This is a genomic window from Roseibium sp. RKSG952 (assembly GCF_009711355.1).
Genome location: NZ_SMMF01000879.1, coordinates 1 through 25,387, shown reverse-complemented (window position 1 = coordinate 25,387; position 25,387 = coordinate 1). Strand labels below are relative to the sequence as shown.

The 25,387-nt window shown below is 56.9% G+C and carries 12 protein-coding genes and 1 pseudogene; 7 read left to right on the top strand and 6 right to left on the bottom strand.

Translation table 11 applies throughout. From position 1 onward, the window contains the following. Together E1297_RS13195 and lexA are read left to right on the top strand one after the other, a co-directional pair. Positions 1-2,628: pseudogene (locus E1297_RS13195) on the top strand (hypothetical protein); the annotation flags it as partial. A 198-nt stretch (positions 2,629-2,826) separates the two neighbouring features. Beyond that, positions 2,827-3,546, top strand: coding sequence for a transcriptional repressor LexA (gene lexA, locus E1297_RS13190; protein ID WP_155138823.1), 720 nt, complete (start codon positions 2,827-2,829; stop codon positions 3,544-3,546). A 102-nt stretch (positions 3,547-3,648) separates the two neighbouring features. Here the strand turns inward: lexA and E1297_RS13185 are convergent, their stop codons facing one another. Further along, the gene (locus E1297_RS13185; RefSeq protein WP_196223300.1) at positions 3,649-6,090 is read right to left on the bottom strand and encodes a ComEC/Rec2 family competence protein; all 2,442 of its coding nucleotides are present in this window, start codon (positions 6,088-6,090) and stop codon (positions 3,649-3,651) included. Between the two features lie 143 nt (positions 6,091-6,233). Here E1297_RS13185 and gltX point away from each other — a divergent pair, with 143 nt between their 5' ends. Together gltX and gltA are read left to right on the top strand one after the other, a co-directional pair. Beyond that, a complete protein-coding gene (gene gltX, locus E1297_RS13180; RefSeq protein ID WP_155138819.1) occupies positions 6,234-7,658 on the top strand; it encodes a glutamate--tRNA ligase in 1,425 nt (474 codons plus the stop codon). Positions 7,659-7,894: 236 nt separating this feature from the next. After that, the gene (gene gltA, locus E1297_RS13175; protein ID WP_155138817.1) at positions 7,895-9,187 is read left to right on the top strand and encodes a citrate synthase; all 1,293 of its coding nucleotides are present in this window, start codon (positions 7,895-7,897) and stop codon (positions 9,185-9,187) included. Positions 9,188-9,241: 54 nt separating this feature from the next. On the opposite strand, the gene E1297_RS13170 is transcribed toward gltA, so the two are convergent. Beyond that, the gene (locus E1297_RS13170) at positions 9,242-9,937 is read right to left on the bottom strand and encodes a type 1 glutamine amidotransferase domain-containing protein (protein WP_155138815.1); all 696 of its coding nucleotides are present in this window, start codon (positions 9,935-9,937) and stop codon (positions 9,242-9,244) included. Positions 9,938-10,064: 127 nt separating this feature from the next. On the opposite strand from E1297_RS13170, the gene E1297_RS13165 reads away from it, so the two are divergent. Together E1297_RS13165 and galE are read left to right on the top strand one after the other, a co-directional pair. Continuing rightward, positions 10,065-10,967 (top strand): LysR family transcriptional regulator, encoded by a 903-nt coding sequence (locus E1297_RS13165; protein ID WP_209015779.1) that lies wholly within the window; start codon positions 10,065-10,067, stop codon positions 10,965-10,967. Between the two features lie 171 nt (positions 10,968-11,138). Then, positions 11,139-12,149, top strand: coding sequence for a UDP-glucose 4-epimerase GalE (gene galE / locus E1297_RS13160; RefSeq protein WP_155138812.1), 1,011 nt, complete (start codon positions 11,139-11,141; stop codon positions 12,147-12,149). A gap of 366 nt (positions 12,150-12,515) precedes the next feature. Here galE and E1297_RS13155 read toward each other — a convergent pair whose 3' ends face one another. From E1297_RS13155 to E1297_RS13150, 3 genes are all read right to left on the bottom strand, one after another. Further along, entirely contained in the window at positions 12,516-13,859 is a 1,344-nt protein-coding gene (locus tag E1297_RS13155) for a reverse transcriptase domain-containing protein (protein ID WP_196223299.1), read from the bottom strand. Further along, the gene (locus E1297_RS49135) at positions 13,853-15,928 is read right to left on the bottom strand and encodes a hypothetical protein (protein WP_196223298.1); all 2,076 of its coding nucleotides are present in this window, start codon (positions 15,926-15,928) and stop codon (positions 13,853-13,855) included. Before E1297_RS49135 ends, E1297_RS13155 begins: the two co-directional genes overlap by 7 nt. Positions 15,929-16,024: 96 nt before the next feature. Next, positions 16,025-16,684, bottom strand: a complete 660-nt coding sequence (locus E1297_RS13150; RefSeq protein WP_155138808.1) for a ribonuclease T — start codon at positions 16,682-16,684, stop codon at positions 16,025-16,027. A 217-nt stretch (positions 16,685-16,901) separates the two neighbouring features. Between E1297_RS13150 and E1297_RS13145 the strand changes: the two genes are divergently transcribed. Beyond that, the gene (locus tag E1297_RS13145; protein WP_155138806.1) at positions 16,902-18,215 is read left to right on the top strand and encodes a hypothetical protein; all 1,314 of its coding nucleotides are present in this window, start codon (positions 16,902-16,904) and stop codon (positions 18,213-18,215) included. 191 nt (positions 18,216-18,406) lie between these two features. On the opposite strand, the gene E1297_RS13140 is transcribed toward E1297_RS13145, so the two are convergent. Then, positions 18,407-25,348 carry a BspA family leucine-rich repeat surface protein gene (locus E1297_RS13140; protein ID WP_209015778.1) on the bottom strand — a complete coding sequence of 2,314 codons (6,942 nt, stop codon included), beginning with the start codon at positions 25,346-25,348 and terminating at the stop codon, positions 18,407-18,409. Between the last annotated feature and the right edge of the window lie 39 nt (positions 25,349-25,387).

Below are 25,387 nucleotides of genomic sequence, written 5' to 3'. Positions count from 1 at the left end.
ACCGCAGACGACAACGACGACACTGCGGACAATGGCAACGGCGGGACAGTCGTCACTCCGGACAGCTGGAACGGCACGGCTGGCGTGACCGCTGCAACCGCAAGCGTGGTCGTCACCTGGAACTGGGGCAACGATCAGGTTGTCAACGGGTTCAACCCGGCATCCGATACCATTTTCATCGACTGGTTCGAGCCGAGTGCGATTGATGTGTCCGAGGTCAATGGTGACGTGGTCTTTACCATGGCCTCCAACAACCAGACCATCACTCTGGCAGACGTGTCGCTTGACGACCTGTCGGCGGACAACTTCACGATCATGCGGGAATCGACTGGTCAGGAGATCCTGTCCCAGGTTGGCGCAGGCTCTGATTCTTCGGACGGCACCAACAATGAAGCGCCGTCTGACGACAATGACAATGGCGGAACCGGTGCGGACGCTGTCGACGCCTGGTCGTCTTCCGCGATCTACACGCGCGGTGATGTTGTTGCTGTCGGAAATGCCGTCTACGAAGCCAATTGGTGGACCAGCGGAACTGATCCGGCCAATGCGAATGGCGGACCAGGCACCGGCCAACCCTGGACCTATGTCGGTACAACCGACGAATTCGGTGCGGATAATGACAATGCCGACACGGACGGTGATGACACCGATACCGATACCGATACCGGCGGAGACGACACCAATACGGATGATGGCAACACCAACACCGGTGACGACGGCACCAATACGGATGACGGCGACACTGGTGGCGATGATACCACGGACGACGGCGACGATACGTCAGCGGTCGGGGTTCATACACGGATCAACCTGGAGTCCCAGTCCCAGACGATCACTGGCTTCGATACGGCGACAGACATGCTTCATATCGAGCATGACATCTTTGCCGACCAGCTGGTGATTGCGGATACCGGAGACGATCTGACCGTTTACATCTACGATGAAAACGGCTCGCTTCTCAGCGAAACGGTTGTCGAAGGAATTAACCTTGCCGACCTGACCGAGGCAAATCTTCTCGTCATCGAGGAAGATGCCTATGAAGAAGTAATGGCACAGCTCGAACAGGCTGCGGCCGGAAATGACGATGGTACGGATGACGGCAACGCCGACGCCGATGACGACGCTGCCGATGACAGCGACGACACCATGGACGACATGGACGATCATGAAGATGATCACGACATGACAGACGGTGCGGTCATGACCATGATCACGCTGGACTCCACGTCCCAGACCATCGCCGACTTTGATCCGGCCATGGACATGATCCACATCGAGCAGGGCATTTACGCAGACCAGCTCGTGATCGCCGACACCGGCCACGGCCTGACATTCTACGTCTATGACGAGAACGGATCGCTTCTGAGCCAGACGGTCTTTACCGACACGACCTTGTCCGACCTCACCATGGCCAACTTCTCGGTCGCCGAGGAAGACGCTCTCAACGAAGTGGCAGCAAGCCTCGGTCAGGAAATCGAGACATCGACAACCGGCAACGGTTTCGAAGTCGAGTATGACACTGACGGATCGAACCCGCCTGTTATCACCGGCACAAGCGATATGGGCGGAAACGTCTATCAGGCGGATTTCGGTGCTGACGACATTGTCGGCTTCGACATCAACAGTGACGTGATCGACCTCGGCTCGACCTCGGTCCACGGCATGATCATCAACATGACCCCGGATGGCGAGCCGATCATCGACAACCCTTGGGGCTCAAGCATGCAGGTCGTCCAGGGCGTACAGCTCTCCGATCTGAGCATCGAGAACTTCGGGATCGTCGGGAACGAACACTTCCGCCAGGACCTCGGTGGGGTCCTGTCCTGGGAGCAGGGCGTCGGTCCGCGCGACAGTGACACGGTCTATATCCGCTCGCATGAGTATGGTGTGACCGAAGTCATCGACAATTTCGACCCGGCCACGATGAAGATCAGCTTCCTCTACTACGGTACCCGTGAACGGCTCGTCGTCGAGGACACGGATCAGGGTCTGATGATCAGCAATGAGACGAGCGGCCAGACCTTCTACTTCACCGGAGTGGAAAAGGCCGATCTGATCCCGGGCAATGTCGAGTTCCACCACGACCAGGTGATTGAAGACAATCTGGAGGCTCCGTTCGGGTTCGACCAGAACGACGTCACCCTGGTCTCGCGGAACGACCTTCTGACCCCGACGGCACCTGCTGGCGAAACCACCGATGGCTGGCAGACCCAGACCGGTGTCGGGGCCTACAGCGATGGCACCGAACCTGAAGAAACGTCGACCGGCCCGGGAGCCCTGTCTTCCGATGGCGGTGAAGTGACGGAGTTCGGCAACGGGCAGGACACCCTTTCGATCGAATGGGACTATGCGACTGTCAATGTCATCACCGGCTTCGATCCGGCGGAAGACCAGATCGACTTTGGCGTCATGGGCGTCGACAACGTCTCCGTTTGGGAAGATGGCGACGACCTTGCCTTCACCGTCAACGACAATGGCGGCCAGACCTACTATCTGGAAGGCATCCAGGCTGAGGATCTCGGCCTCGACAACCTGACCGGACCGGAGTGGAACGACATCGTAACCGCCGATGGCGGCATCGCCGACCAGCTGGTCGGCCTCGGCAACACGGATCCGGAACTGGTCTGATACCAAGACCCGACCTGATCTGGACAGGTCACTGTGAACACAAGTGCCGCGGGTGGAAACACCTGCGGCATTTTTTTTAGGTTTGGAAAATCTCAGGTCCTGTCGCTTAAACGGTGCCTTAACCCTTGTAGAACACAATAAGAACAGGTAGATTCGTTCCTGATTTGTACCCGCCGCAACGAACGGAGCAAGGGACCCATGTTGACGCGCAAGCAGTACGAGCTGCTGATGTTCATTCACGAAAGGCTGAAAGAGGCAGGCGTTCCCCCGTCTTTCGACGAAATGAAGGATGCTCTCGACCTGCGGTCGAAATCGGGGATCCACCGCCTGATCACGGCTTTGGAAGAACGCGGCTTCATCCGCCGCCTGCCGAACCGGGCCCGCGCGCTGGAAGTGATAAAATTGCCGGACTCCGTCGCACCCGGTCTTGGCACGCCGCGGCCACGCGGCAGTTTCTCCCCGGAGGTGATCGAGGGCTCGCTCGGCAAGTCCAAAACACCGCCGGCACCACCTCCGGCTCCGGCTGCTCCTTCGGGCAGCATGGAAATCCCTGTCATGGGCCGGATTGCAGCCGGTGTTCCGATCGAGGCCATCCAGACCCATTCGCATTCCATCAATGTTCCGATGGACCTGCTTGGCAAGGGAGAGCATTACGCGCTTGAGGTGCGTGGCGATTCGATGATCGAGGCCGGCATCCTGGACGGCGATACGGTGCTGATACGCAAATCCGAGAGCGCCGAAAGCGGCGAAATCGTCGTGGCGCTGGTCGATGACGAGGAAGCCACCCTGAAACGCCTGCGCAAGAAAGGCGCTTCGATCGCACTGGAAGCTGCAAACCAGGCATATGAGACGCGCATATTCGGGCCCGGCAGGGTTCGGGTTCAGGGCAAGCTGGTCGGATTGTTCCGCCAGTATTAATCGATTACCAGACGTTTGGATGAAGAACCGATCCTGTTCCGCCCGGTGGTTTGCCAACAGCCCCGTTGCCACCCGCGCGGATGGTACAGATCTAATCGGGTGCTACTGATGCCATGGTCTGGGCGGAACGGACCGCGCGTGTTTGATGCGCTTGATGGCAAGGCGGTCCGTTGACGGCGCGGATTTAGCGGCGGCCACTCGCGAATCTTGCTCCGCGCCGTTTTGCACATCAGGTTGTTTGCCCGCGCGGATCATGAAACTTGAATGCGGATGCCCCCCTGTCCGCCCCTCTCCTTCCGGGTTTCTTCGTTCAGGAGGCGCTGAAAGCCATAAGGCGACAGCCCCCAGCGAGGCCCTCGCCTTTTCATTCAGAACCAGGCTTGAACCGCATGTGGGCGGCACATGTCTCGCTGCGACAAGCACATCTGCCAGACGGCAATCCATGGCGACCGCAGCCGGGGTTTTCGGCAAGGCAATGACCAGTGGCAAAAGTCGGCCGCCTCCATCGCCTTCAGGTCCGTAGGCTTTCACCACACACCCGACTGCATCACACCGCAGCTGCGGAATGCTCATTCGCCTGTCCGAAAAGGTGTTTTCAGCGACCCCTTCGGCCTCAAGCATCGCCTGCGCGCCGAAGCTCGACCGTCTCGCATTGAGCCGGAGAACGCCGTCTTCATCGCGTGCAGCAACAAGCGTTCCCCGCTCCGAAATCAGAACATCCGGCGGACGCCCGGTCGTTGCAACAATCCCCGCCACAACGGCTGGCAACAAAGCAAGGCCCCGGGCCGGACCACGCAGCAAGAGCCCCAGAAACAGGGCGGCCACGGCCATGAACGCGGCCATGGGAGCCAATGGCACGATACGCCCGTCATGAATTGAAAGGCCAGCAGTCCAGCCGGCGATCGCCACGAGCAGATCCAGCCCCCATGCCATAACCGTCAAGGGAAAAACAGACAGCCCTAACGGCATCAGAACCATTGACAAGACACCGGCAGGCATCACGACCAGGGAAAAAACCGGCATCCCGAGGAGGTTTCCAATCAGGCTCATCGGCGCAATCCGCGCAAAGTGATAAGCGCCGATAAACCCCGTTGCGAGACCGGCAACGAGGGCTGTGACCAGCAGTCCTGCGCCCCAAGTCATACCCTTCAAGGCCAGCCGGCCCGCAAGGTTTGAAGCCGCTCCGGCCGAAAACCGCCCCCCCGGTCGAAAGCTCCAGCCTTCATAGACCGCAACCAGACAGAGGACTGCCGCAAAGGACATTTGAAAGCCCGGATAAAACAGCCGCTCGGGCCCAAGGACCAACAAGGCCCCTCCGGCAAGCGCCACACTTCGCAGCGTCAAACCGCGCCGCGCAGTGAGAATGCCCAGGAACACAAGCGCAATCATGATGAAGGAACGCTGGGTCGCGACCGAGGCCCCGGACAGGGCAAGGTAAGCCAAAGCCGCAAGGAGGGCGGCAACGGCAGCCACCCTGTGTGTTGGCCAGCTGAGTGCCGCCGTCTCGCTCAGTGACAGGAGAAACAGAAAAGCTGCAAAGGCGCCTCCGGCGAAAAGAGCCATATGGAGACCGGAAATCGCCAGAACATGCGCAAGACCAGCAGCCCGCAGAGCTTCTTCTGCATGTTCCGACAATCCGCTTCGATCGCCGACCAGCAGGGCAACCGCGAGCGCCGATGCATCACCGGCAGGCAGCGCTCCCCGAATGCGCCTGGATACATCAGCGCGCAAGGCATCCAGATACCGTTTCAACCGATATGACCCGCCATCGGTTTTGATGATTTCAGGCGCGCCAAAACTGAAGCCCGTTGCACCAATACCGGAAAAATATGCGCGGAACGAAAAATCGTATCCACCTGGCCGCACCGGTCCGGCTGGCGGGAACAAGCGCCCCCGAAATTTAATCCTGTCACCGATGGAGGCCTGCGTGGTGTCCGGAACCGAAAGCCGGATCTTTTGCGGCATGGCGCGGCCTGCATGGTTTTCCGCCCAAGAGATATCTCCGATGATCAGCCGCTTTCCCCGGCGATTGGTCACGATATCCGACACAGTTCCGGTACCCGACGCCGTCAACGGAGCCTCGATACGCGGTGCTGCGACGTGATGTGTGCGCAAGCTCATGACCGCGGCCCCGGCAACAACAGCGCAGATCAGAACCAGCGCGGCCCCCGCCTTGCCACTCTGAAACCGGAGGAACGAAAGAATGAACAACCCAGCTGCAAGCGCGATCATGGGGAAAAGCGCGGGCTCCTGCGGCAGCTGCACATTGGCTAGGATACCCGCAGCAAAGGCAAACACAGTCCAAAGCAGCTGGTGGGTTTGCCACAACTCCCGCAGCTTTGTCGTTGTCGGAGCGCCGCTCCGCGCACCCACGCTCCCGGCACCAGACTGCTTCCAGCCCACGCCTGCCTTTTGCAGGAAACCCGCCAGCAAGTCGGGAACAGCAAGTATTTCGTCACGGGCGGGCCATCTCTGCCGCACGTCCAAATCGCGCGGTTTTAACCGATCCCGTACGCCGGGGCCGTCAGGCCCTTGCCCTGCCACGCGCCCTCCCCGGATTTGTGGCTTTCCCGGCGCGTTCAAAACTTTGGGCACGGGTCTATTTGGAACCGGCCAGCCTTATGTTATGAGCACGCCGACTTTGCGGATTTACCGCTTCATTCTGACAGAGACTTTCATAAAGAACCATGGCTCAAGACATCGTTACGCGCTTTGCGCCGTCCCCGACTGGTTTTCTCCATATTGGCGGGGCCCGGACTGCATTGTTCAACTGGCTGTTTGCCAAGCATCATGGCGGCAAGATGCTGCTGCGCATCGAGGACACGGACCGCGCCCGCTCCACCCAGGAAGCGGTGGACGCACTGGTTGACGGCCTGACCTGGCTCGGGCTCGACTGGGACGGCGAGCCGGTCTCCCAGTTTCAACGCATCAAGCGGCATCAGGAAGTCGTTGAAGACATGATTGCACGCGGCGAGGCCTACCGCTGCTATTCCTCGCCGGAAGAACTGGACGCCATGCGCGAGAAAGCACGCGCTGAAGGCCGTCCGCCACGGTACGACGGCACATGGCGCGACCGCGATGCCTCTGACGCCCCGGACGGTGTCGATCCCGTAATTCGTCTCAAGGCCCCGCTCGAAGGCGAGACCGTGGTCGATGACATGGTTCAGGGCCGGGTGGTCATTCCGAACAAGGACCTCGACGATCTCGTCCTGATGCGCTCGGACGGCACGCCGACCTACATGCTGGCCGTGGTCGTCGACGATCACGACATGGGCGTGACCCATATCATCCGCGGTGTCGATCACCTGACCAATGCCGCGCGCCAGACGCTGATTTTCAAGGCGATGGGCTGGGACGTGCCGAAAATGGCGCATATTCCGCTGATCCACGGACCTGATGGCGCGAAACTCTCCAAACGGCACGGCGCAACCGGTGCCGAAGCCTACCGGGCCATGGGATACCTGCCGCAGGCCATGCGCAACTATCTCGCACGTCTCGGCTGGAGCCATGGGGACGAAGAAATCATGTCCCATACCGACATGATCAAATGGTTCGGCATGGATGCCGTCGGCCAGTCCGCGGCCCGGTTCGATTTCAAAAAGCTGGAAAACCTTAACGGCCACTACATGCGCTCCACTGCGGACGTGGAATTGATGGACCACTGGAAGGTCTATCTTCAGCATGCCGACGGGGGAGCAGAAATCCTTGAATGGCTGGCCGATCCGGCCAATGAACAGACCGCACTGACAGCGCTTCCGGGATTGAAAGAACGCGCCAAGACATTGATGGAACTTACTGAAAGTGCAAGCTATTTGTGGCGCCAACGTCCGCTTGTTTGCGACGACAAAGCCATGAAGATCCTGGATGACGGCGCCCGGGCAATCCTGAGCGATCTTCATGCACTGCTTGAAGCAGCCGGCGAGTGGGCGGCCGAGCCGCTGGAGATTGCGGTCAAGGGGTATGCCGAGCAAAAGGAACTCAAACTTGGAAAAGTCGCCCAACCCTTGCGTGCTGCTCTGACCGGGCGCGGCACGTCTCCCGGCATTTACGACGTCCTGATCGCACTAGGGCGCGAGGAATCTCTCGGCCGCATCAAGGATCAGGCCGCCTGATTTTGCTATTCGGGAAGCGCGGGCAATCTGTTTTACCAAGGTTTCCCGCACTTTCCACGGGCTGAAAAGATATTACCAAAGCGTTAGCCCAGCCTGCTTGCGGCAGTGCGGCAAATCGGATACGCAAGAGCGACCATTCCTCCAGCACCATCTGGCGGCTTAAAGGTTCGTGCAGTTTTATAGCCGCAGCCGCCGGAACGACGGTGCTATGAATTTCAGAAAAGGGGGTTACCTGAATGGCAGAAAACAAAGCCAAGCTCGGCGTGGGAGGCGACGAGCACACCTTGAATGTTATGGATGGGACCATCGGCCCGTCTGTTGTGAACATTGCGTCCCTTTACAAGGACACCGGCATGTTCACCTACGATCCGGGTTTTACATCAACCGCCTCTTGTGAATCCAAAATCACCTACATCGATGGTGATGAAGGCACCCTGCTCTATCGCGGATACCCGATCGATCAGCTCGCCAATCATGGCGACTTCCTTGAAACCTGCTACCTGCTCCTTTATGGCGACCTGCCGACGCAGACCCAGAAGGACGACTTCGTCCACCGTGTGACCTACCACACGATGATCCACGAGCAGATGTCGCGGTTCTTCTCGGGCTTCCGCCGGGATGCGCACCCGATGGCAATCATGGTCGGAACCGTCGGCGCCCTGTCCGCGTTCTATCACGACTCCACCGACATCACCGATCCGCATCAGCGGATGGTCGCCTCCTTGCGCATGATTGCCAAGATGCCGACGATCGCCGCAATGGCCTACAAGTATCACGTGGGCCAGCCATTCGTGTATCCGCGCAACGATCTCGACTATTCGTCCAACTTCCTGCACATGTGCTTTGCCGTGCCTTGCGAGGAGTACAAGGTGAACCCGGTTCTGGCCCGCGCCATGGACCGTATCTTCATCCTGCATGCAGATCACGAGCAGAACGCATCCACCTCGACGGTGCGCCTGGCCGGTTCGTCCGGCGCAAACCCGTTCGCCTGTATCGCAGCCGGCATCGCCTGCCTGTGGGGTCCGGCTCATGGTGGTGCGAACGAAGCAGCACTCAACATGCTGACGGAAATCGGGTCGGTTGACCGCATCCCCGAGTTCATCGCCCGCGCGAAGGACAAGGACGATCCGTTCCGTCTGATGGGCTTCGGCCACCGGGTCTACAAGAACTACGACCCGCGTGCGAAAATCATGCAAAAGACCACGCATGAGGTTCTCGCAGAACTCGGCATCAAGGACGACCCGCTTCTGGACGTTGCGATGGAGCTCGAAAAGATCGCTCTTCACGATGAGTATTTCATCGAGAAAAAGCTCTATCCGAACATCGACTTCTATTCCGGCATCACCCTGCGTGCGCTCGGCTTCCCGACCAACATGTTTACCGTGTTGTTCGCCCTTGCCCGCACCGTGGGCTGGATTGCCCAGTGGAAGGAAATGGTCGAAGATCCGTCCCAGCGGATCGGCCGCCCGCGCCAGCTCTACACCGGTGCCGAAAAGCGCGATTACGTTCCGATCGACACCCGCCGTTGATCACAAAAAAGGGCGCCAATTGGCGCCCTTTTCAATTTGTCATGACAGGCCGATTTAACCAAGCCTGGCAAGCATGTTATGCGCCACAGCTTCGGAACTTGCCGGATTTTGCCCCGTGAAGAGCAAACCGTCGGTCACCGCAAAGCTACCCCAGTCGGGCCCCTTTTCATAGGCTCCGCCCTTCTCCTGCAAAGCATCTTCCAGCAGGAACGGCACCACATCGGTCAAACCGACCGCGTCCTCTTCCGAGTTGGTAAACCCGGCCACCTTGCGCCCCTTGACCAGCGGCTCGCCATCAGTGGTCTTGGCCTTCAACAGAACAGCCGGCGCATGGCAGACCGCCCCGACAGGGCGCCCGGACGTGTAGAACGTTTCGATCAGTCCGATCGATACCGTGTCATTGGTCAAGTCCCAAAGCGGCCCGTGTCCGCCGGGGTAGAAAACAGCGTCATACGCACTCGCATCCACATCCGACAGCTTCACCGTGTTCGCCAGCTGTTTCTGCGCATCCGGGTCCCCATCGAACCGGCGGGTTGCTTCGGTAGCGGCCGACGGATCCGCACTCTTGGGGTCAATCAGCGGCTGGCCTCCCTTCGGCGAGGCCAGTGTGATATCAGCTCCAGCATCCTTGAACACGTAAAAGGGGGCGGCAAATTCTTCCACCCAGAAACCGGTTTTCTGCCCCGTCCCGCCGAGGTCTTCGTGACTCGTCAGGACCATCAGGATCTTCTTGCTGGATGCAGTCGGCATTTGGTTCTCCTTGATTGCGCAGAAAGGCATTCCGCGTTCCCACCCGATTTAAGATGCGCAACAGCCGCGACAAATGCTCAAATATTGAACTATACTGTCAAAAAAAATCTAACAATCGGAGCGCATGGTGGACGTTTCATTTGAACAACTCAAGAGTTTGATGGTCTTCGGCCAGGTGGCGGAACGCGGCAGTTTCAGCGCGGCCGGACGCCAAATGGGACTGTCCCGGGCGGTCGTAAGCTACCACATCAAGAAACTGGAGGAGTATTACGGCTTGCGGCTCTTCAACCGCTCGACCCGCTCGCTGAACCTGACCGAGGCTGGCGGCAAACTTTACAAGCACTGCCGCGTCATCATGGATGAAGCCCAGTCCGCCCGGCGCGCGGTCGAACGGTTCAAGCAGGAACCGGAAGGCACGCTTCGGATCTCCTGCCCGGTCAATTTCGGACTGGAACGCATGGTTCCGATTTTGAGCCGATTCAAAGACCTCTATCCGAAAATCGATCTGGACATTCAATTCACGGATGCCGTCGCGAACCTCCTGAGAGACAGCATAGACCTTGCGATCCGCGGCGCACCGCTTCCCGATTCAGACCTTCAGGCGGTCAGGCTGGCAACGATCCGCCACTGCCTGTGTGCAGCGCCCGATTATCTGCAACGGCATGGACATCCAACAACCTTTGCGGACCTCGATAAACACATATGGGTGGTCTATGATCGAACCGGAGCGATCGAACTCACGGCAAAGGACGGCAAACGGGCAAGCATGCATCCGGCGGGAGGCATCAGAACCGACAATGCGGCCGCCCGCACCGCATTTGTCGAGGCAGGGCACGGCATCGGCCGGATCCCGCGTTATGACGCTGACCCCAAAATACGGAAGGGTTTGCTTGAAGAGATCATGCCGGAGGTCGCCCTGCCGGCAACAGACCTCTTCGCCGTCTTTCTGCCCGGCACATCAACATCGAGAAACCTCAGACTTCTGATTGACTATAGCAAGCAAGCCCTGGGCGGAAATCCGGTCAATTAAACCGAACAACCGCGGTGCCCGTCAGCCCCCGGTCTTCATACATGCGCAAGACAACAGCTTGCGGTAGGCGGAAGCTATGGCCACAAAACCGAACCCGGCTGGAAACTCCGGGCAACTTGGAATACATCTCGCTCCGAAGCATGCGTATTTCAGGACAGAAGCGATCTTGCCATGGACGTTCTAATCACCGGCGGCGCCGGTTACATCGGCAGTCATACAGTCTGGCAATTCCACGACGAGGGAATTGTTCCGGTTGTCGTGGACGACATGTCGACCGGTTTTGGCTGGACCCTTCCTGAGAACGTCCCGCTTTATGTCGGCGACATCAGGGACAAGGCCCTGCTGATGAACATCATGTCCCGGCATTCCATTGACACGGTCATTCACTTCGCAGGCTCAATCATCATCTCGGAGTCCATCGCGGACCCGCTAAAATACTACAGCAACAACACACTTGCTTCCCACACCCTGATGGAAACCTGTATCGCGGCAGGTGTGCGCAACTTCGTTTTTTCATCGACCGCAGCCGTTTACGGGATCCCCGATGTCAATCCGGTTCCAGAAACCGCAAGCTTGCAACCCTTCACACCCTATGGCGCCTCGAAACTGATGACAGAACGCATGCTGGCCGATGCCGCGCAGGCCTATGATTTGCGGTATACGGCATTGCGATATTTCAATGTATCCGGCGCAGACCCAAAAGGCCGCACAGGACAATCAACAGCAGGGGCAACCAACCTTATCAAGGTTGCCTGTGAAGCAGCCCGCGGCATCCGCAAGTCGCTTACCGTGTTCGGAACCGATTATGATACGCCGGACGGAACCGGGGTCCGGGACTACATTCATGTGTCGGATCTCGCCTCGGCCCACAAACTGGCGGTGGACCGCTTGCGGGACGGTGGTTCAAATCTGGTTATGAATTGCGGTTACGGTCGTGGGTTCTCCGTCATGGAGGTGATTGAAGCCGTCAAATCGATCTCAGGCATGGATTTTGACGTGATCTATGGCGAGCGCCGAAAAGGCGACGCGGCGGACGTCATATCTCAAAACAAGCTCATTTTGGAAGAGCTGGATTGGACCCCGAAACACGACAACTTGCGTTCAATCGTCAAAGATGCGCTGCGCTGGGAACGCAGGCTGGCAGAACGGCGCAGCAACGAACGGCACGTTCAGTCCATTTGACCGGTCTGGGGAGAGGTTGTCCAAACAAGAGGCGCCCGTCAGATGCACCGGCATCCGCGCCGCAATGCCCAGACATATCGCAGCGATTGTGCCCGCCGCCTGAAAACAAAAGTGCCAAAGACCTTTGACACCACCAATTTCCATCCCTGCCAACCCTATGCGATTTTCCGGTTTGAAATCGTGTTTTTGCAAGGCGCCGCATGCGGTGAACGGCTGACTTTGAGCCAAGCCAAACAGATGGCAAGAGAGGGGAACTGGAGTGCGGGGGTATTGAATCGAAGACCAGAGACCGAAAGCCGCAACCTCTATAGTCCCTGCAGCAAATTCGCCGAACGGCGAGAGCCGCACTCCTGACTTGATAAGATCCTAGAAACCGGGGTTTCGCAAGTTTTTCAGGTTCACCAGCGAAACGAGCCCGAATCTGCTCCTCAAACGGCCCGGAGACACCTGACGGAAGCCGCGAATGCCCTTGCAACCGGTCGCCACCTGCACAAGCTTGCGTGAAATCTGGAAATCCAGATCCTTCAGGGTCCCCCGGTCATCCGTCGTATCAAGCAACGCCCTCAGACCGGATATGACGAATGGACTGCTACAATCCAGCATAACATTCGTCGTTTGAACGAGGCTGGACACCCGCTCTTCGAGTGGCAGCTCCCCAATGCAAGCGCCAGCCCGGTCAATCCGGGAGGATAGTCTTTTCAAAATACGCCGGATACGATGCGGGCCAACTGCAATCGCGCCGCTGTGAGTGATTGACAGTCCGAGAAACTCGAGCCGGTCCCGGCCGGTATAGTCGGAAGCATGAATAGCTGTCATTCCGTTGCCGCTGAGCGCAATCCTGCGCTCCTTTTTCAAGTTGCGGCTGACACCGGCATCCCCGACCAGTGTCAAAGCGTCTTGTTCGATTTGTCGGAGCCGTTGCAGATCTGTATGAGCGATCAGGAAATCATCGTTAAATCGCGCATAAAAGGCTCCTTTCTGCGTATGGATCAGCCGGTCCATGCGTTTCACTGCATTGTTCATCAGGACCGCCCCAAAGGGCGTGCCTGCCGGCACTCCTTTGACACTACACGACAGCGCTCCGTGGGCATCCCGTGCGACCGGACGCGCGAACTCGGTAATGACGTCCCAAACATAGGAGGACACTTCACCGGCCTGACTGCCGCAATCCGCGATTTCTTTCAGGATCGGCCAAATGCGGGCCTTTGGCCCAACCGGCACACTGTCCGCATAGGCTGAAAGGTCTGTCTGGAATACAAATATGGGGGACGGCCGCAAGCCGGATCGCGCCCTGTGGCGGCGGATATAGGCGGCAAAATCTTTTGCCGCCATCAGATTGTTGACACCGGGGATGTAGGAATAGACCCCCGGCATACCGAGGCAATTTGCATTGTGGGTCATGAGTTTGTACAGAACCGCATCAACCAGTTGATCCCTGAACGGCCTGATATGAAAGGAGCGCAAGCGCCCCTTCTTGTCGATAGTGATCAATTCGGCAGGTTGCGGCCGGTATTCCCGGTGTTCAATTTGCCGCGCGATTTCACGTGCAAAGCGCTTCCGGTCTATTGCGACACTGTATAGGGACACGCCGCCTTCAACCTCGTTGAAAACCTGACCGCGCAACCGTTTTTTCTCAAAAGCCCGCATGATCCGCTCTTCGTAGTGTTCGGGGTTCGCAAGCTCGGCGTCAACATCGTAGGGTGTCAGCATACCGGATCCCGCTCCTCGCGATTGGCCGGGAATTGCCACTGTCTGAATTCCATCAGCCAGGCGCTCACGTCTTCCCGTGCCGCTCCCGGCGGGAGAATCAACAAGAGGCGAACCTTTCCGTCTACGAAGACCGGTTGCATGAGCCTGTCGCCAAGCGGCTGGAGGAACGATCCGGTTTCGGCGCTCTGACGGACTTTTGATAGAATTTGCACGATCTGATGGGCATCGAGCTTTCGAATGCGCCGGGCCCCGCTTCCGGTTTCGGTATCGAAGATGATACCCTCCGTGAAAGCCCGGCCAAATGCTGTCTTCAGGGTATTGGTGTCGGGCGAACACCGCTCGCATGCACCGCGCATCCAGCCTTTCCGGACAAGCATGCTCACGGCCATATCGGGCGGAACGGGCTCGTCAGACAGGAGCTGCCCGTGGCTGATGACACCACCGGTACGCTTTTGCAGAACAAGATGAGGCACCTGCTGTCCCGGATCTTCCAGGCCACTGCAACAGTAGAATACGGTTTGCCGTGATCGATGGGCCACATGACCGTGGCCATGAAAAAAGTCTTCGATCACATTCCAGACCGCTTTGCGTTGCTTGTCCGAAAGGTTCTCAAGCACGTCAAAACGACCGACCAAGAGCGGTCGCTTGCCGCGCAACACCGCGCGCAGCCAGTCGTCAAGCGTCAATTTTACAGGCAGCTGCACGTGGCGTCTGCGTTTCCATCGCAGCGTGGCCAGAACAACACTGTAGACTGCGATCGCGGCCATGATACCGGCGAAACCATAGACCGGATCGGAGTTCGTCCGGATTAACCAGAGCGCACCGCCAAAAGCCAGCATGGTCCCGATCAGGGTGTAATACGCTCCTTCGGCAAACAATTGTATTTGAAAGATGCCCAATAGACCGCGCAAAGCAAAAAGAGGCAGCAGAGCCAAAACGAAAGCAAACGGGACATCGGCAAGGACAAACCAGCCCAACATAGCCGCCCACAGCCAGTAAAACCCGGCAACCAAAGGCGTCACAAATAGCAGTTTCCGGACGAACGCGGGTTCAAAGTCCCGCAAGACCTCAAAACGGCGGAACCGGACAAAATCGAAATAATAAACGCCACAGATTTCATAGACGCCACGCAAGAGCGGAAGCGTCAGATAAAAGAACTGAAATGGATCGATGTTATTCCAGTCTTCCAGAACCATTGGCAGTTCGAAATAGTTTACGTTTTCTCCGTACAAGCCAACCAGACTGAGAACGATGATCGAATCCAGCCGAAGAGAAACCCCGGCAACTGATGTCGTCAAAAGGGCTTTGGGAGAGACTTCCGGAAAGCTCTCCCAAAACCTGAGGCTTGGACCGAAGAATGTCAGTTTGAGACTTGCGAGCTGATATTGCTTCAATGTGTATCTCAAGGTGACCAGTGCCGACACGAGTGACGACATCAGAATCGACAAGATCAGGGCAGCCTCGGGAAAAAAGTAGAGACCTGCGCTTAACACCACCACTTGAACGGCGTTCGCTACGAGCATCGACCACATCGGACGGTAAACCCGGCTGGTTGCATAGATCCCCGAATGCAAAACGCGAACCGGCAGCCGAATGGCCACATCAAGGACAACAAGAAACGCATAGATGCGGGCAGGCGTTCCGAGATCCGCGCTCCATAAAACCAATAGCACCAGTGCCGCCCCGATGATCAGGGATACGGCAATTGCAATCGACAGATTGATCCACGCGCCAATTTCATGCCCGGCCCTGAAACGCTGCCCGCTATCCGCAAGAGATCGCAGTTTCTCACGCATCGTCTCCAGCATCCCCCACCACCCGCCGTCGAACAGTACGGAACCGGTGCGGACAATGATGATGGTGAACGCGGCCGTTTGGCCAAATGTCGCCTTCAGCGCCAGGAACTCGACCGCATAGGTGATGAACTGGGTCGAACGCACCCACACGACAAACCGCAATCGATAATAGAAGTACTTATGGAGCTTTCCGGTCAAAAGCGAGATGAACAGTGACTGACGGCGCTGTTCACGGCGCGCAGCCTGCCTGAACAACCGATCAAGTCTGGTCATGTCGCATGACCTGCAGACAGCTGGTCCGAGTTCCGGTCAGGCCATCCATTGTTTTCCAGAAGATCGTCAAAGTATCGGCACCACCCAGAAAAACAATCAGTTCGGAAAGACCACCTTGATCTCGCTGGCGTCACACCCGTTGGAAGCAATAGCGGGACAGGACACAAAGTTCAGTTGCGTGTCGAGACAGATTTCTATTCCGGCAAGGTAGCCGTCATGGCAACTGATCGACATTCCTTCCGGGCCGAGGCCCTTGTTATCGGAAAAGAATGCTTGTTTGATCGCGGACGCTGACACTTCCCGCGCCGGCCCCTGCCCGGAAAACATCGAGGGAATATTGATCTTCTCATAGGCTTGCCGGGTCAGGTCGAAATAGGCTTGCGGTGTAAGACCCGTACAGCTTCCATGCTTTTTCCATTCATGGGCACCCTGCTGATAACTGAGCATGATGTCCTTGTATTGATCGAGCAGGTCTCTTGAAGGGGCCCTGAAATCGGCATGACAGTTTTCGGGCCAGCCCCTTTGATAGTCTGGCCAAAGCCCATGCACTGTAAAACGGCGGTTGGCGGCGTCTTGACAGACAGAGTGGCTATGCCGCCGGTCGGGTCGGCAGTAGTTCGGGAACCACGTCAGATCGAGCACATAGTAGTCGAAGCTCTCTTCTTCCGCCGGCGCAAGATGCGCGCCTGTTGGCATGGCCGCCAGAAATCCGACAACGGCCAGAACCATCCTTCTCGGCAAACCCGTAACACGCATGGCCTCCCCCTATTGTTACCTTGCGGAATTATAGGAATCTTCCTGGCTGTTTGCCAACTGCAATGGCCTTTCCCGGCAGCAAACAATTTGAACATCTCACCTCAGGATTTACATGGCCAAACAAAACACCAATTCAGACAAAATAAATCATGAGTTGATAATTAATACTATGCAACACTTAATATACGCGCAAAAGTGACGAATAGGGAGGATACTCATGACTGCACCGCTGCCAACACCCTCTTGCACCTACCAGAAGTTTATTGATACCGATCACATGATGCCGGGAACCGGCAAGCCTTTCATAAAGTTCGAGCCGCCCGTCTATGACGGCAACTCCATTCTGTTTCTCGGCGACAACGAGGAACGGGAAGGCCTGTTCGCCATGACATTCGGCGGCGATCTCGAGAAGATTTCCGACAGCGCCACGCCGCTTCCCGATCTGGACGGTCCCCCAACAAGTGCCGGCACGCAGGATGCCTATGTTCAGAACACGTCCGGCACGCCCTCGCTTGCACCCTGCAGTTCGGTCCTGACATTTCCAAGACCGGTCTTTGTCGATGGTTTTGTCGCGTTCTTTGCCGCCAATTGGTCCGTCGGACAGGCGGGCATATTCCTGTTTGACCGGACATCTGGAACCGTTCGCTCACGCCCTCTGGTGTCCAGTGTGGCAGGCACGTTCCAATCGGGCATTTTTGGCCAGCCAACTGCCGGGCCGTCCGGAACAGTCTGGTTTCCCGGCATGGGCGATGCAAACAATGACCGGCCCGGCAACACCCCGGCACCCGGCCTTTTTTCGGTCTCCGTCTATGATCCCGCGCAAGCCGTCCGTCAGCCGCTTGACCTTCTGAACGCAAAAACGCCTCAGGGGACACAGGTTCAAGCGGTCGGCAACCCCAAGGTCTGGCCATGTCTGCCTCAAGACCAGGCGCTGTTCTTCGGAAGTGGATCTGACGGAAATGAAGCCATTTACCGCCTTGGACAGGACGGACTCCAGACGGTGATTTCTGCAGGCTATAGTTTCGGGCCCGGCCCAATCAGCTCCGGTGCCAACACTTTCTACAGGGAGATCGGCCTTGCGCCGTTCGGAAACCTTCTTGCCTTCAGAGCCGAATTGACGACGAGTGGCGGGAGCTCCGTGGCCGGTCTGATTGCCTTGGCCTTCGGCGAGGAACCGCTCGAACCAGTATTGATCACGACAGGCATAAGCAAGATACCCGGCGCGGCCTCGGAAACGGAAACCTTTGACGGCAACGACTTCGCTACACCGCCTGCAACAGACGGAACACGGGTTGCCTTTTGCGGCAATTACTTCGGAAGCAGCATTCCGGATCCGACGGGCCTGTTTGTCTGGAATGCAAGGACTCGAGCTGCCAACAAGATCCTGAAAACCGGGGACATCATGGACCTGAAACAAATCCAGACGGTCACCATCGGATCGCAAGGTTTTGTGAACGGCAAACTTGTCGCCAGGATCGGCTTTGCAGACAACAGTCAGGGGCTTTACCTGCTCGATCTGTCAGACTTCTGAGTTTTCCGGCACCAGCGATTGAAACCGATAAATTCAAGCGCGAAGTACAATACAGAGCAAGATGCTCAACCGAAGTGCCCTTTCCCGGGGAAGCCTCTCAGAACAAAAACTGCGTTGAAAGGCTTCCTCGCCATTGCCTTGTTCCGGTTTGCAACCGGATCTTGCCACGCATCGCCTTGACCCTGGGTGGGTTACAGGAAAACGAAGTTGTCGGCAGTCAGGTCGTCCCGTGAAAAGCCCGTGAGCTGAAGCGTAAAGCCATTGTCGAAGGTGATGCGGGCAGCCCCGGAGACGTCTACCGCCCCGGCCAGAACCGCATCCAGATCCGAAAAGCCGGTATTGGCAAGAACAATCACATCTTCGGCGGAGAAATCCGTGATCGTGTCAGCATCCGTTGCCATATAGCTGTCGCTGTAGAAGCGGATGACAAAACTGTCCGCGCCCGCCCCGCCGGTCATGACATCGCTGCCTGCCCCGCCGACCAGTTCGTCACTGCCGCTTCCGCCAATGAGTATGTCGTCGCCGCCCAATCCGTGAATGATCTGCTTTGAGATTTCCGCGCTCGATCCGAGCGTTTCAGAGGTGGTGTTGCGATCTTGGCCAACGATAACACCGTCTTCAACCGATCCTGAACGTATGAACCAGGAGAATTCTTCTTCCAGGTGGTTGAATGAGGTTGCATCGCTATAGGTCAGCTCGCCGGCGCCGAGAATCACAGCCGAATTTATTTGTCCTTCATCGGGGGAAAGCGTTGCCCAGCCCGCCAGAAGCTTGTCGAAATTCTCGATGCTCATGGCCGACCCGGATAACATGTTGTCGGCAATGATGAGTGATGAAATGTCCCAATCTCCGATATCCTGATCAAAACCGGCTGCATTCTGGAACATGTTCCGCATGTTCGTTACGCTGCTGACATCCCAATCGCCAATGTCCTGATTGAAGGTAATTGCGTTGGCAAACATGTTGTCCATCATGCTGACCGACCCAACGTTCCACGCTCCGATATTCTGGTTGAAGCTAGACGCATCAAAGAACATCAATTCCATGGAAGTGACGTTGCCGACATTCCAGTCTCCAATGTCCTGATTGAAGTTTGCCGCAGCAGCAAACATTAGTCCCATTCCGGCTACATTGCTGACATCCCAGCGACCGATATCCTGATTGAAATTGATTGCATCGATGAACAATGCTGTCATGTCTTCAACATTGCTGACGTCCCAATTGCCGATATTCTGGTTGAAGCTCTCTGCATCGGCGAACATCCCGTTCATGGACACAACCTGACTGACGTCCCAGTCGACAACATAAGCTTCGTTGAATGTGGCATCGTCGCTGAACAGAATTCTCAGATCCCTATTCTCCGCATCGATCACGGCCTGCACCTGCGTTGGGGTCAAAGGCGTGGTGAAGCCGGCTTCAGCCTGAATGGCGGCCTGATAGCGGGCGATCATCGGCGAGGTGGCGGTGTCGCTGCTGCCGAGAACGCGCGTTGCGGCCAGCTTGAGCTGCTCTTCTGTCACGGCAACACCATCGGCATTGGAGGCACCGCTTGGCGAGGCCGAATCCTCCAGAATGGCGGCAAGGGCCGCCTCCAGCGCTGTCGTGTCGAACTGCAAGATGCCGCCGCTCAAGTCCGTCACGAACGTATCCGGGTCAATCAGGTCATAGCCGATATTGGCGAGTTCGATTGTCACCAGAGCGGTTTCGCCGGTTTCGTCCGCCCCGTCGCGGTCAATCGTCAAAAGCACATTGCCTTCAGAAGACGCGCTGACCGTCACATAGGAGCCAATATCCGACACGCCATCCTCAAAGCCGAGGATCAGCTGGCCGAGGTCAATCCTGTCCTCGATGAGATCAAAATCGGTGATCGTGTCGTCACCGGCGTTGTAGAACTTGTAGACGAAGGTATCCGCCCCTGCCCCGCCAGTCAGATTGTCGTCGCCCTCGCCTCCGACAATCGTGTCGCCGAGCGTACTTCCTATGACAGTGTCAGTTCCGTCGAGCGCATGGATCACAACACCGGCTGTCGAACTTGAAAAATCGAGGCTGTCAGCATCGTTCGTTCCAACTATGATGCCGGCGTCGAGCGTGGCAACGACATTCCAGCCATAGACTGATTCAAGGTGATTTCGCGCTGTTGCGTCGGAATAGGTGATTCGACCGGTTTCCCCGAAAGTCACGCCATTATTGAGCCCCGCCTCACCAGCCAAATGGTCGATCGTGGCCCACCCTGCCAACACCTTGTCGAAGTTTTCTACACTCATGCCCGAGTTATCAAATATGGCATTGGCAGCCGTAAGGGATTCAACGTTCCATTTGCTGATGTCCTGATCAAAAGCCGACGCTTCGGTGAACATATCGACCATATCGGTCACATTGCTGACATCCCAATCGCTCAAATCCTGATTGAAAGCGTTGGTATCTGCAAAGAAACTCCGCATATTGGTGACATTGCCAGTTTGCCAACTCCCGATATCCTGGTTGAATGCTCTGGCCCCGTTAAACATATTCTGGGTGTTAGTTACATTGCTCATGTCCCATCGGCTAATGTCCTGATCGAACACAAGCGCGTCAACGAACATACCCTCGGTAGAGAAAGCGCTGCTGACATCCCAATTGCCCACATCCTGATTGAATGCATGCGCACTTCCGAACATGTTGCTAAAATCGGTGACGCTGCTGACAATCCAATCGCTGATATCCTGATTGAACACCAATGCGTCAAAGAATATGCCGTTCATATTTTCGACCTGGCTCACATCCCAACCGATGACATAGTCGTCGTTGAAACTACTTTGGGATACAAACAACCTGCTCAGATCCGTGCTCACCTCATCGACAACCGCCTGCACCTCTTCCGTGGTTGGCAGGTTGGAGAAGTCCGTCACGGCATTGACGGCCGACTGGAACCGGGATTCCAGAACGGCATTGCCGTCATTGTCGGAAAACCGGAACACGTCCGTTGCAACCAGCGACAGCTGGTCGTCCGTGACAGCCACACCGTCAGCATTCGAATTTCCGTCCGGCGAGGCCGAATCCTCCAGAATGGCGGCCCGGATTGCATCGATGTCGCTTTGCTGCAGTTCCACTGCCCCGGCATCGACCGTGGTAGCCCGTCCGATTGTGGCAATGGCCACGTCACGGGGATTGCCATTGGCATCGACCGGCAGGTCTTCAGCCGTGATGCCGTCGCCATCCGCATCGAAGCTGTCTTGCGGAACATTCGCGATATCCAGCGCCGGATTGTTGGCGCTCTCCCGCAACCGAACGGTCGGCACCGGCCCGCCATTGTCAGAAAGCAGGCCACCGCCGGTTTGTAGATCAATTTCCGCGAAAATTTCAGAGGCGACCAAACCGCTTCCGCCGATAATGCTGTTCCCGACTTGTCGAAAACTTGCGCCATCTAGTAGAATTTCTTCATTCGGTGAATCTGAATTTCCAAGTATGATCGAGTTTTGGATCACCGCGCTTGAGCCCGCCAAAAGCGCGAAGCCGCTTCCGCCATCCTCGGCAGTGTTTCCGGTTATGGTCGTGTTTTGCAGTTCTAGAAAACCACCTGTTTGCGCGATGCCTCCCCCATCCTTCGTCGTGGTATTGCCGGTGATTGTGCTGTTGACGAGGCTAAGGTTCCCAAAACCAAATATGCCGCCTCCTTCGTAGAAGGCACCATTATTATAAATGGTAGAATTGGCGACAACCACCGTACCAGCATTTCCGATCGCCCCGCCATATTCCGCATAATTGTCACGAATAACACTATTTAAAACCGTAAGCTCCGCCCCTCGGTTAACAAAGATGCCACCCCCGTCCGGCCTCGAATTCCCATCTGAAATTGTCACATTTTGAAGTGTCGCATGTGTCGAATTCCCGGTAATGTTAACCACCCGGAATCGATCATCTCCGCTGACGGTAACATCAATCTCGCCATCGCCATCCGCATCGCCGTCAATCGAGATGTTGCCGCCGGTGATGTCCAGCTGGCCCTGTGTCAGGGTGATGATCTGCCCGCCGGAAAACACCGTCTCGTCAAAGGTGATTTCCTGAGGCGCCGACGTGTCGCCGGTTTCCCCGCCAGCAAGCGCGAAGGTCAGCGCCTCGCGCAAGGAGGTTACGCCATCAGCGAAATCGACCACGTCTTCATGCGTGGTCACCACGAGGCTGTCTGCTTCAAGCTGTACCTCGACAGCGCCGGCATCAACCGTGTTGGTACCGTCATTACCGATACCCGGAAGATCGACCTCCCGGGTATTGCCGACAGCGTCGACCAGCAGAAGCTCATCCGGATCAGCAATACCATCTGTGTCAGTATCATTGAATGGCACGCTGCCGACATCCAAGGCCGGATTGGTGTCGGCTGCCAGTAACCGGATCGTCTGAACCGGCCCGCCATTGTCGGCCAGCAGACCGCCGCCGGTTGTTTGATCTATTTCGGCAAAAACGTCCTCGGGCAGAATGCCTGAATTGTAGATATTGCCGCCGCCATTCGTAATTTGCGACGTGTTTCCGGAAATGTTCCCGCCGTCATTTCCAATTATAATTGTATTAATGACAAGAAAATAATCCGCGAAACCTCTAATATAGAGCGCCCCTTCATCAGATTTATTTCCGGAAATTGTTGAGTTTATCAGGGAAATATTCCTGTCTCCGGTATATATGGCGCCTCCTAGGTAGTTTGTTGTATTCCCTGCAATGGTAACATTGGAGAGATAAAGGCTTTCCCGGCTGTAGATTGCAGCTCCCTTTTCCGGGGTGTAGTTGCCGGAAAGGGTCGAGTTGAAAATTTCCAGATCTCCGGTGTTGAGAATCCCGCCTCCGTGGGAATTTGTCGTGTTTTCAGAGATGGTTGAATTTTCGATCCTGACGGTTCCGCTCGAGTAGATCGCTCCGCCAGCTACGGCGGTGTTATTTGTTATGGTGCTTTGAGATAGGACAAGAGAGGAATTTTGATCAACACGGATCGCGCCGCCAATGGGGCCAAGCGCATTTGTGAGGGTCAGATACTCAAGATCCAGAGACGTGGTATCCTCGGTAATTTCGAAGATCCGGTGTTGATCATCGCCACTGATGGTGACGTCGCTTTCACCATCTCCGTCTGCATCGCCGATGATCGTGACAGTTCCGCTGTCGATCTGGAACTGGCCGCCGTCGCCAAGGGTGATGACCTCTTGGCCGTCGCTTTCGTCGAAAACACTCGCGTCAAACGTGATTTCCGCCGCATTGCCAGTCACGGCGTTGACACCACCCGCCTTGGCGTATTCAAGCGCCTCGCGCAGCGACGTCATACCATCGAATGCATCGTCGATATCTTCGACTGTGTCGACCACAAGGCTCGGGGCCTCTTCCACGGTGACGCGGACTGTGGCGGTCGAGAAAGCCCCTACATTGCTATGCAGTATGTAGGTGAACTCATCCGAACCGATGTAATCTTCATCCGCCTCGTATGTCAGAGCACCAAAGCGGCCGGACACAACACTCCCGTGTTCGGGATCGCTGACGTTATTGAACTTCCCTGCGTAGCCTTGGAGAACAATATCGTTGTCAAACGCGTTGAAACTCACCTGGCCACCGGACGTAACCGTTATTTCATCGTCTACGGCTCTCGCGGATTCATTGTCTTGCAGTTCGACCGCGCCGGCATCGACCGCCGCAGACGTTCCTCCGTTTACAATGCCTTGCAGATCGACGTTTCGGGTTTCACCGCGCGCATCCACCAGCAAGGGCCCGTTGGGCGCGCCAATGTCGAGTGCAGGATTGTCCGGATCCACCTTGAGCATGACCGTTTCGACCGGCCCGCCATTGCCGGCCAGAACACCGGCAAAAACACCCGTGCCGGAACCGCCCGCATCAAGCAGTTCAATCGTTTCGGCAAAAACGAGATCGGGATCAATGCCGTCGCCAATCAGGCTGTCAGACTGATTGAATGCTTGTGTTTCCGGCGTGTTGTTACCTGACAATTGCGCATAATTGCCGATGATCAGCGTGTTGTTGAGCGTCACGATGCCCCCGCGCAGGCCACCGCCATCGGCACTTGATCCCAGCGCCCGGTTGCCTGTGATCGTGCTGTTGACCAAGTTGCTTTGATAATCGTTGTCGAGATGGATCCCGCCGCCTCCGGCTGCATAGGAGGTGTTGCCGGACACGGTGCTGTTGTAGGTGGTCAGGCTACCGCCGACAACGCGCAGCCCGCCGCCCTCGGCTCCGCTTCCGAACGTTGCGTTGCCCGACACGGTGCTGTTGAGCAAGGTCAAGCCGCCAAAGGTGATCAGGCCACCGCCGGAAGCGTCATCCACCCTGGTCGCGTTTCCGGACACTGTGGTGTTCGTCAGGGTCAGATCGGCACTGCTCGAGATAGCCCCGCCATTGCCGGTCTGGTTCACCCCGCCTGTGAGAACCAGATTTTCCAGCTGTGCTGTGACGGCACTGCTGTCAATGAGGAAGATCTGGCTATTGTCGTCCAAAACACCCGCATTGTTCGACTGTCCGATGTTGGTGATGCCGCTTTCATCCGTCACGTCATCGCCTGCCGCGTCGCCGGAAATCGTGACGAGACCACCAGGCGTCGACGATGCGTCGATGATCACCGCATCAATGATCGCCAAGGTGCCCTCTGTCAGCCGGATGACCGGCTGTCCGTCGCCAAAGAACACCTCGCTGTCGAAGGTGATCCTGTCGGGGTCGCTGCCGTTTGCGATGCTGTTTGCATAGTCAATCGCCTCGCGCAGTGACGTCAAGCCATCGTATTCGTCCACGATGTCCTGTGCGGTCGTGACCTTGAGACCTTGTATTTCCACCACACTGACCGTGACCGTGGCTGTCGAGAACACCCCTGAATTGCTATGCAGTATGTAGGTGAATTCATCCGTGCCAAGATAGTCTTCATCCGGTGTGTAGGTAAGCGAACCGAGGCTGCCGGAGACCACACTGCCGTGCTCCGGCGTACTGACATTAGCAAACTTCTGGGCCGTTCCAACGAGGTCAATGTCATTTGCAAATGCATTGAAGGTGACCTGCGCGCCGGTCGTGACCGTGATCGTGTCGTCGACGGCAATGACCGCTTCGCCGGTTTGCAGCTCCACAGCCCCGGCATCGACAGTTCCACCCGTTTCGCCATTTGCCGCGCCAGCCAGATCCACATTGCGGGTTTCGCCCCGGGCGTCCTCTTCCAGCGGGCC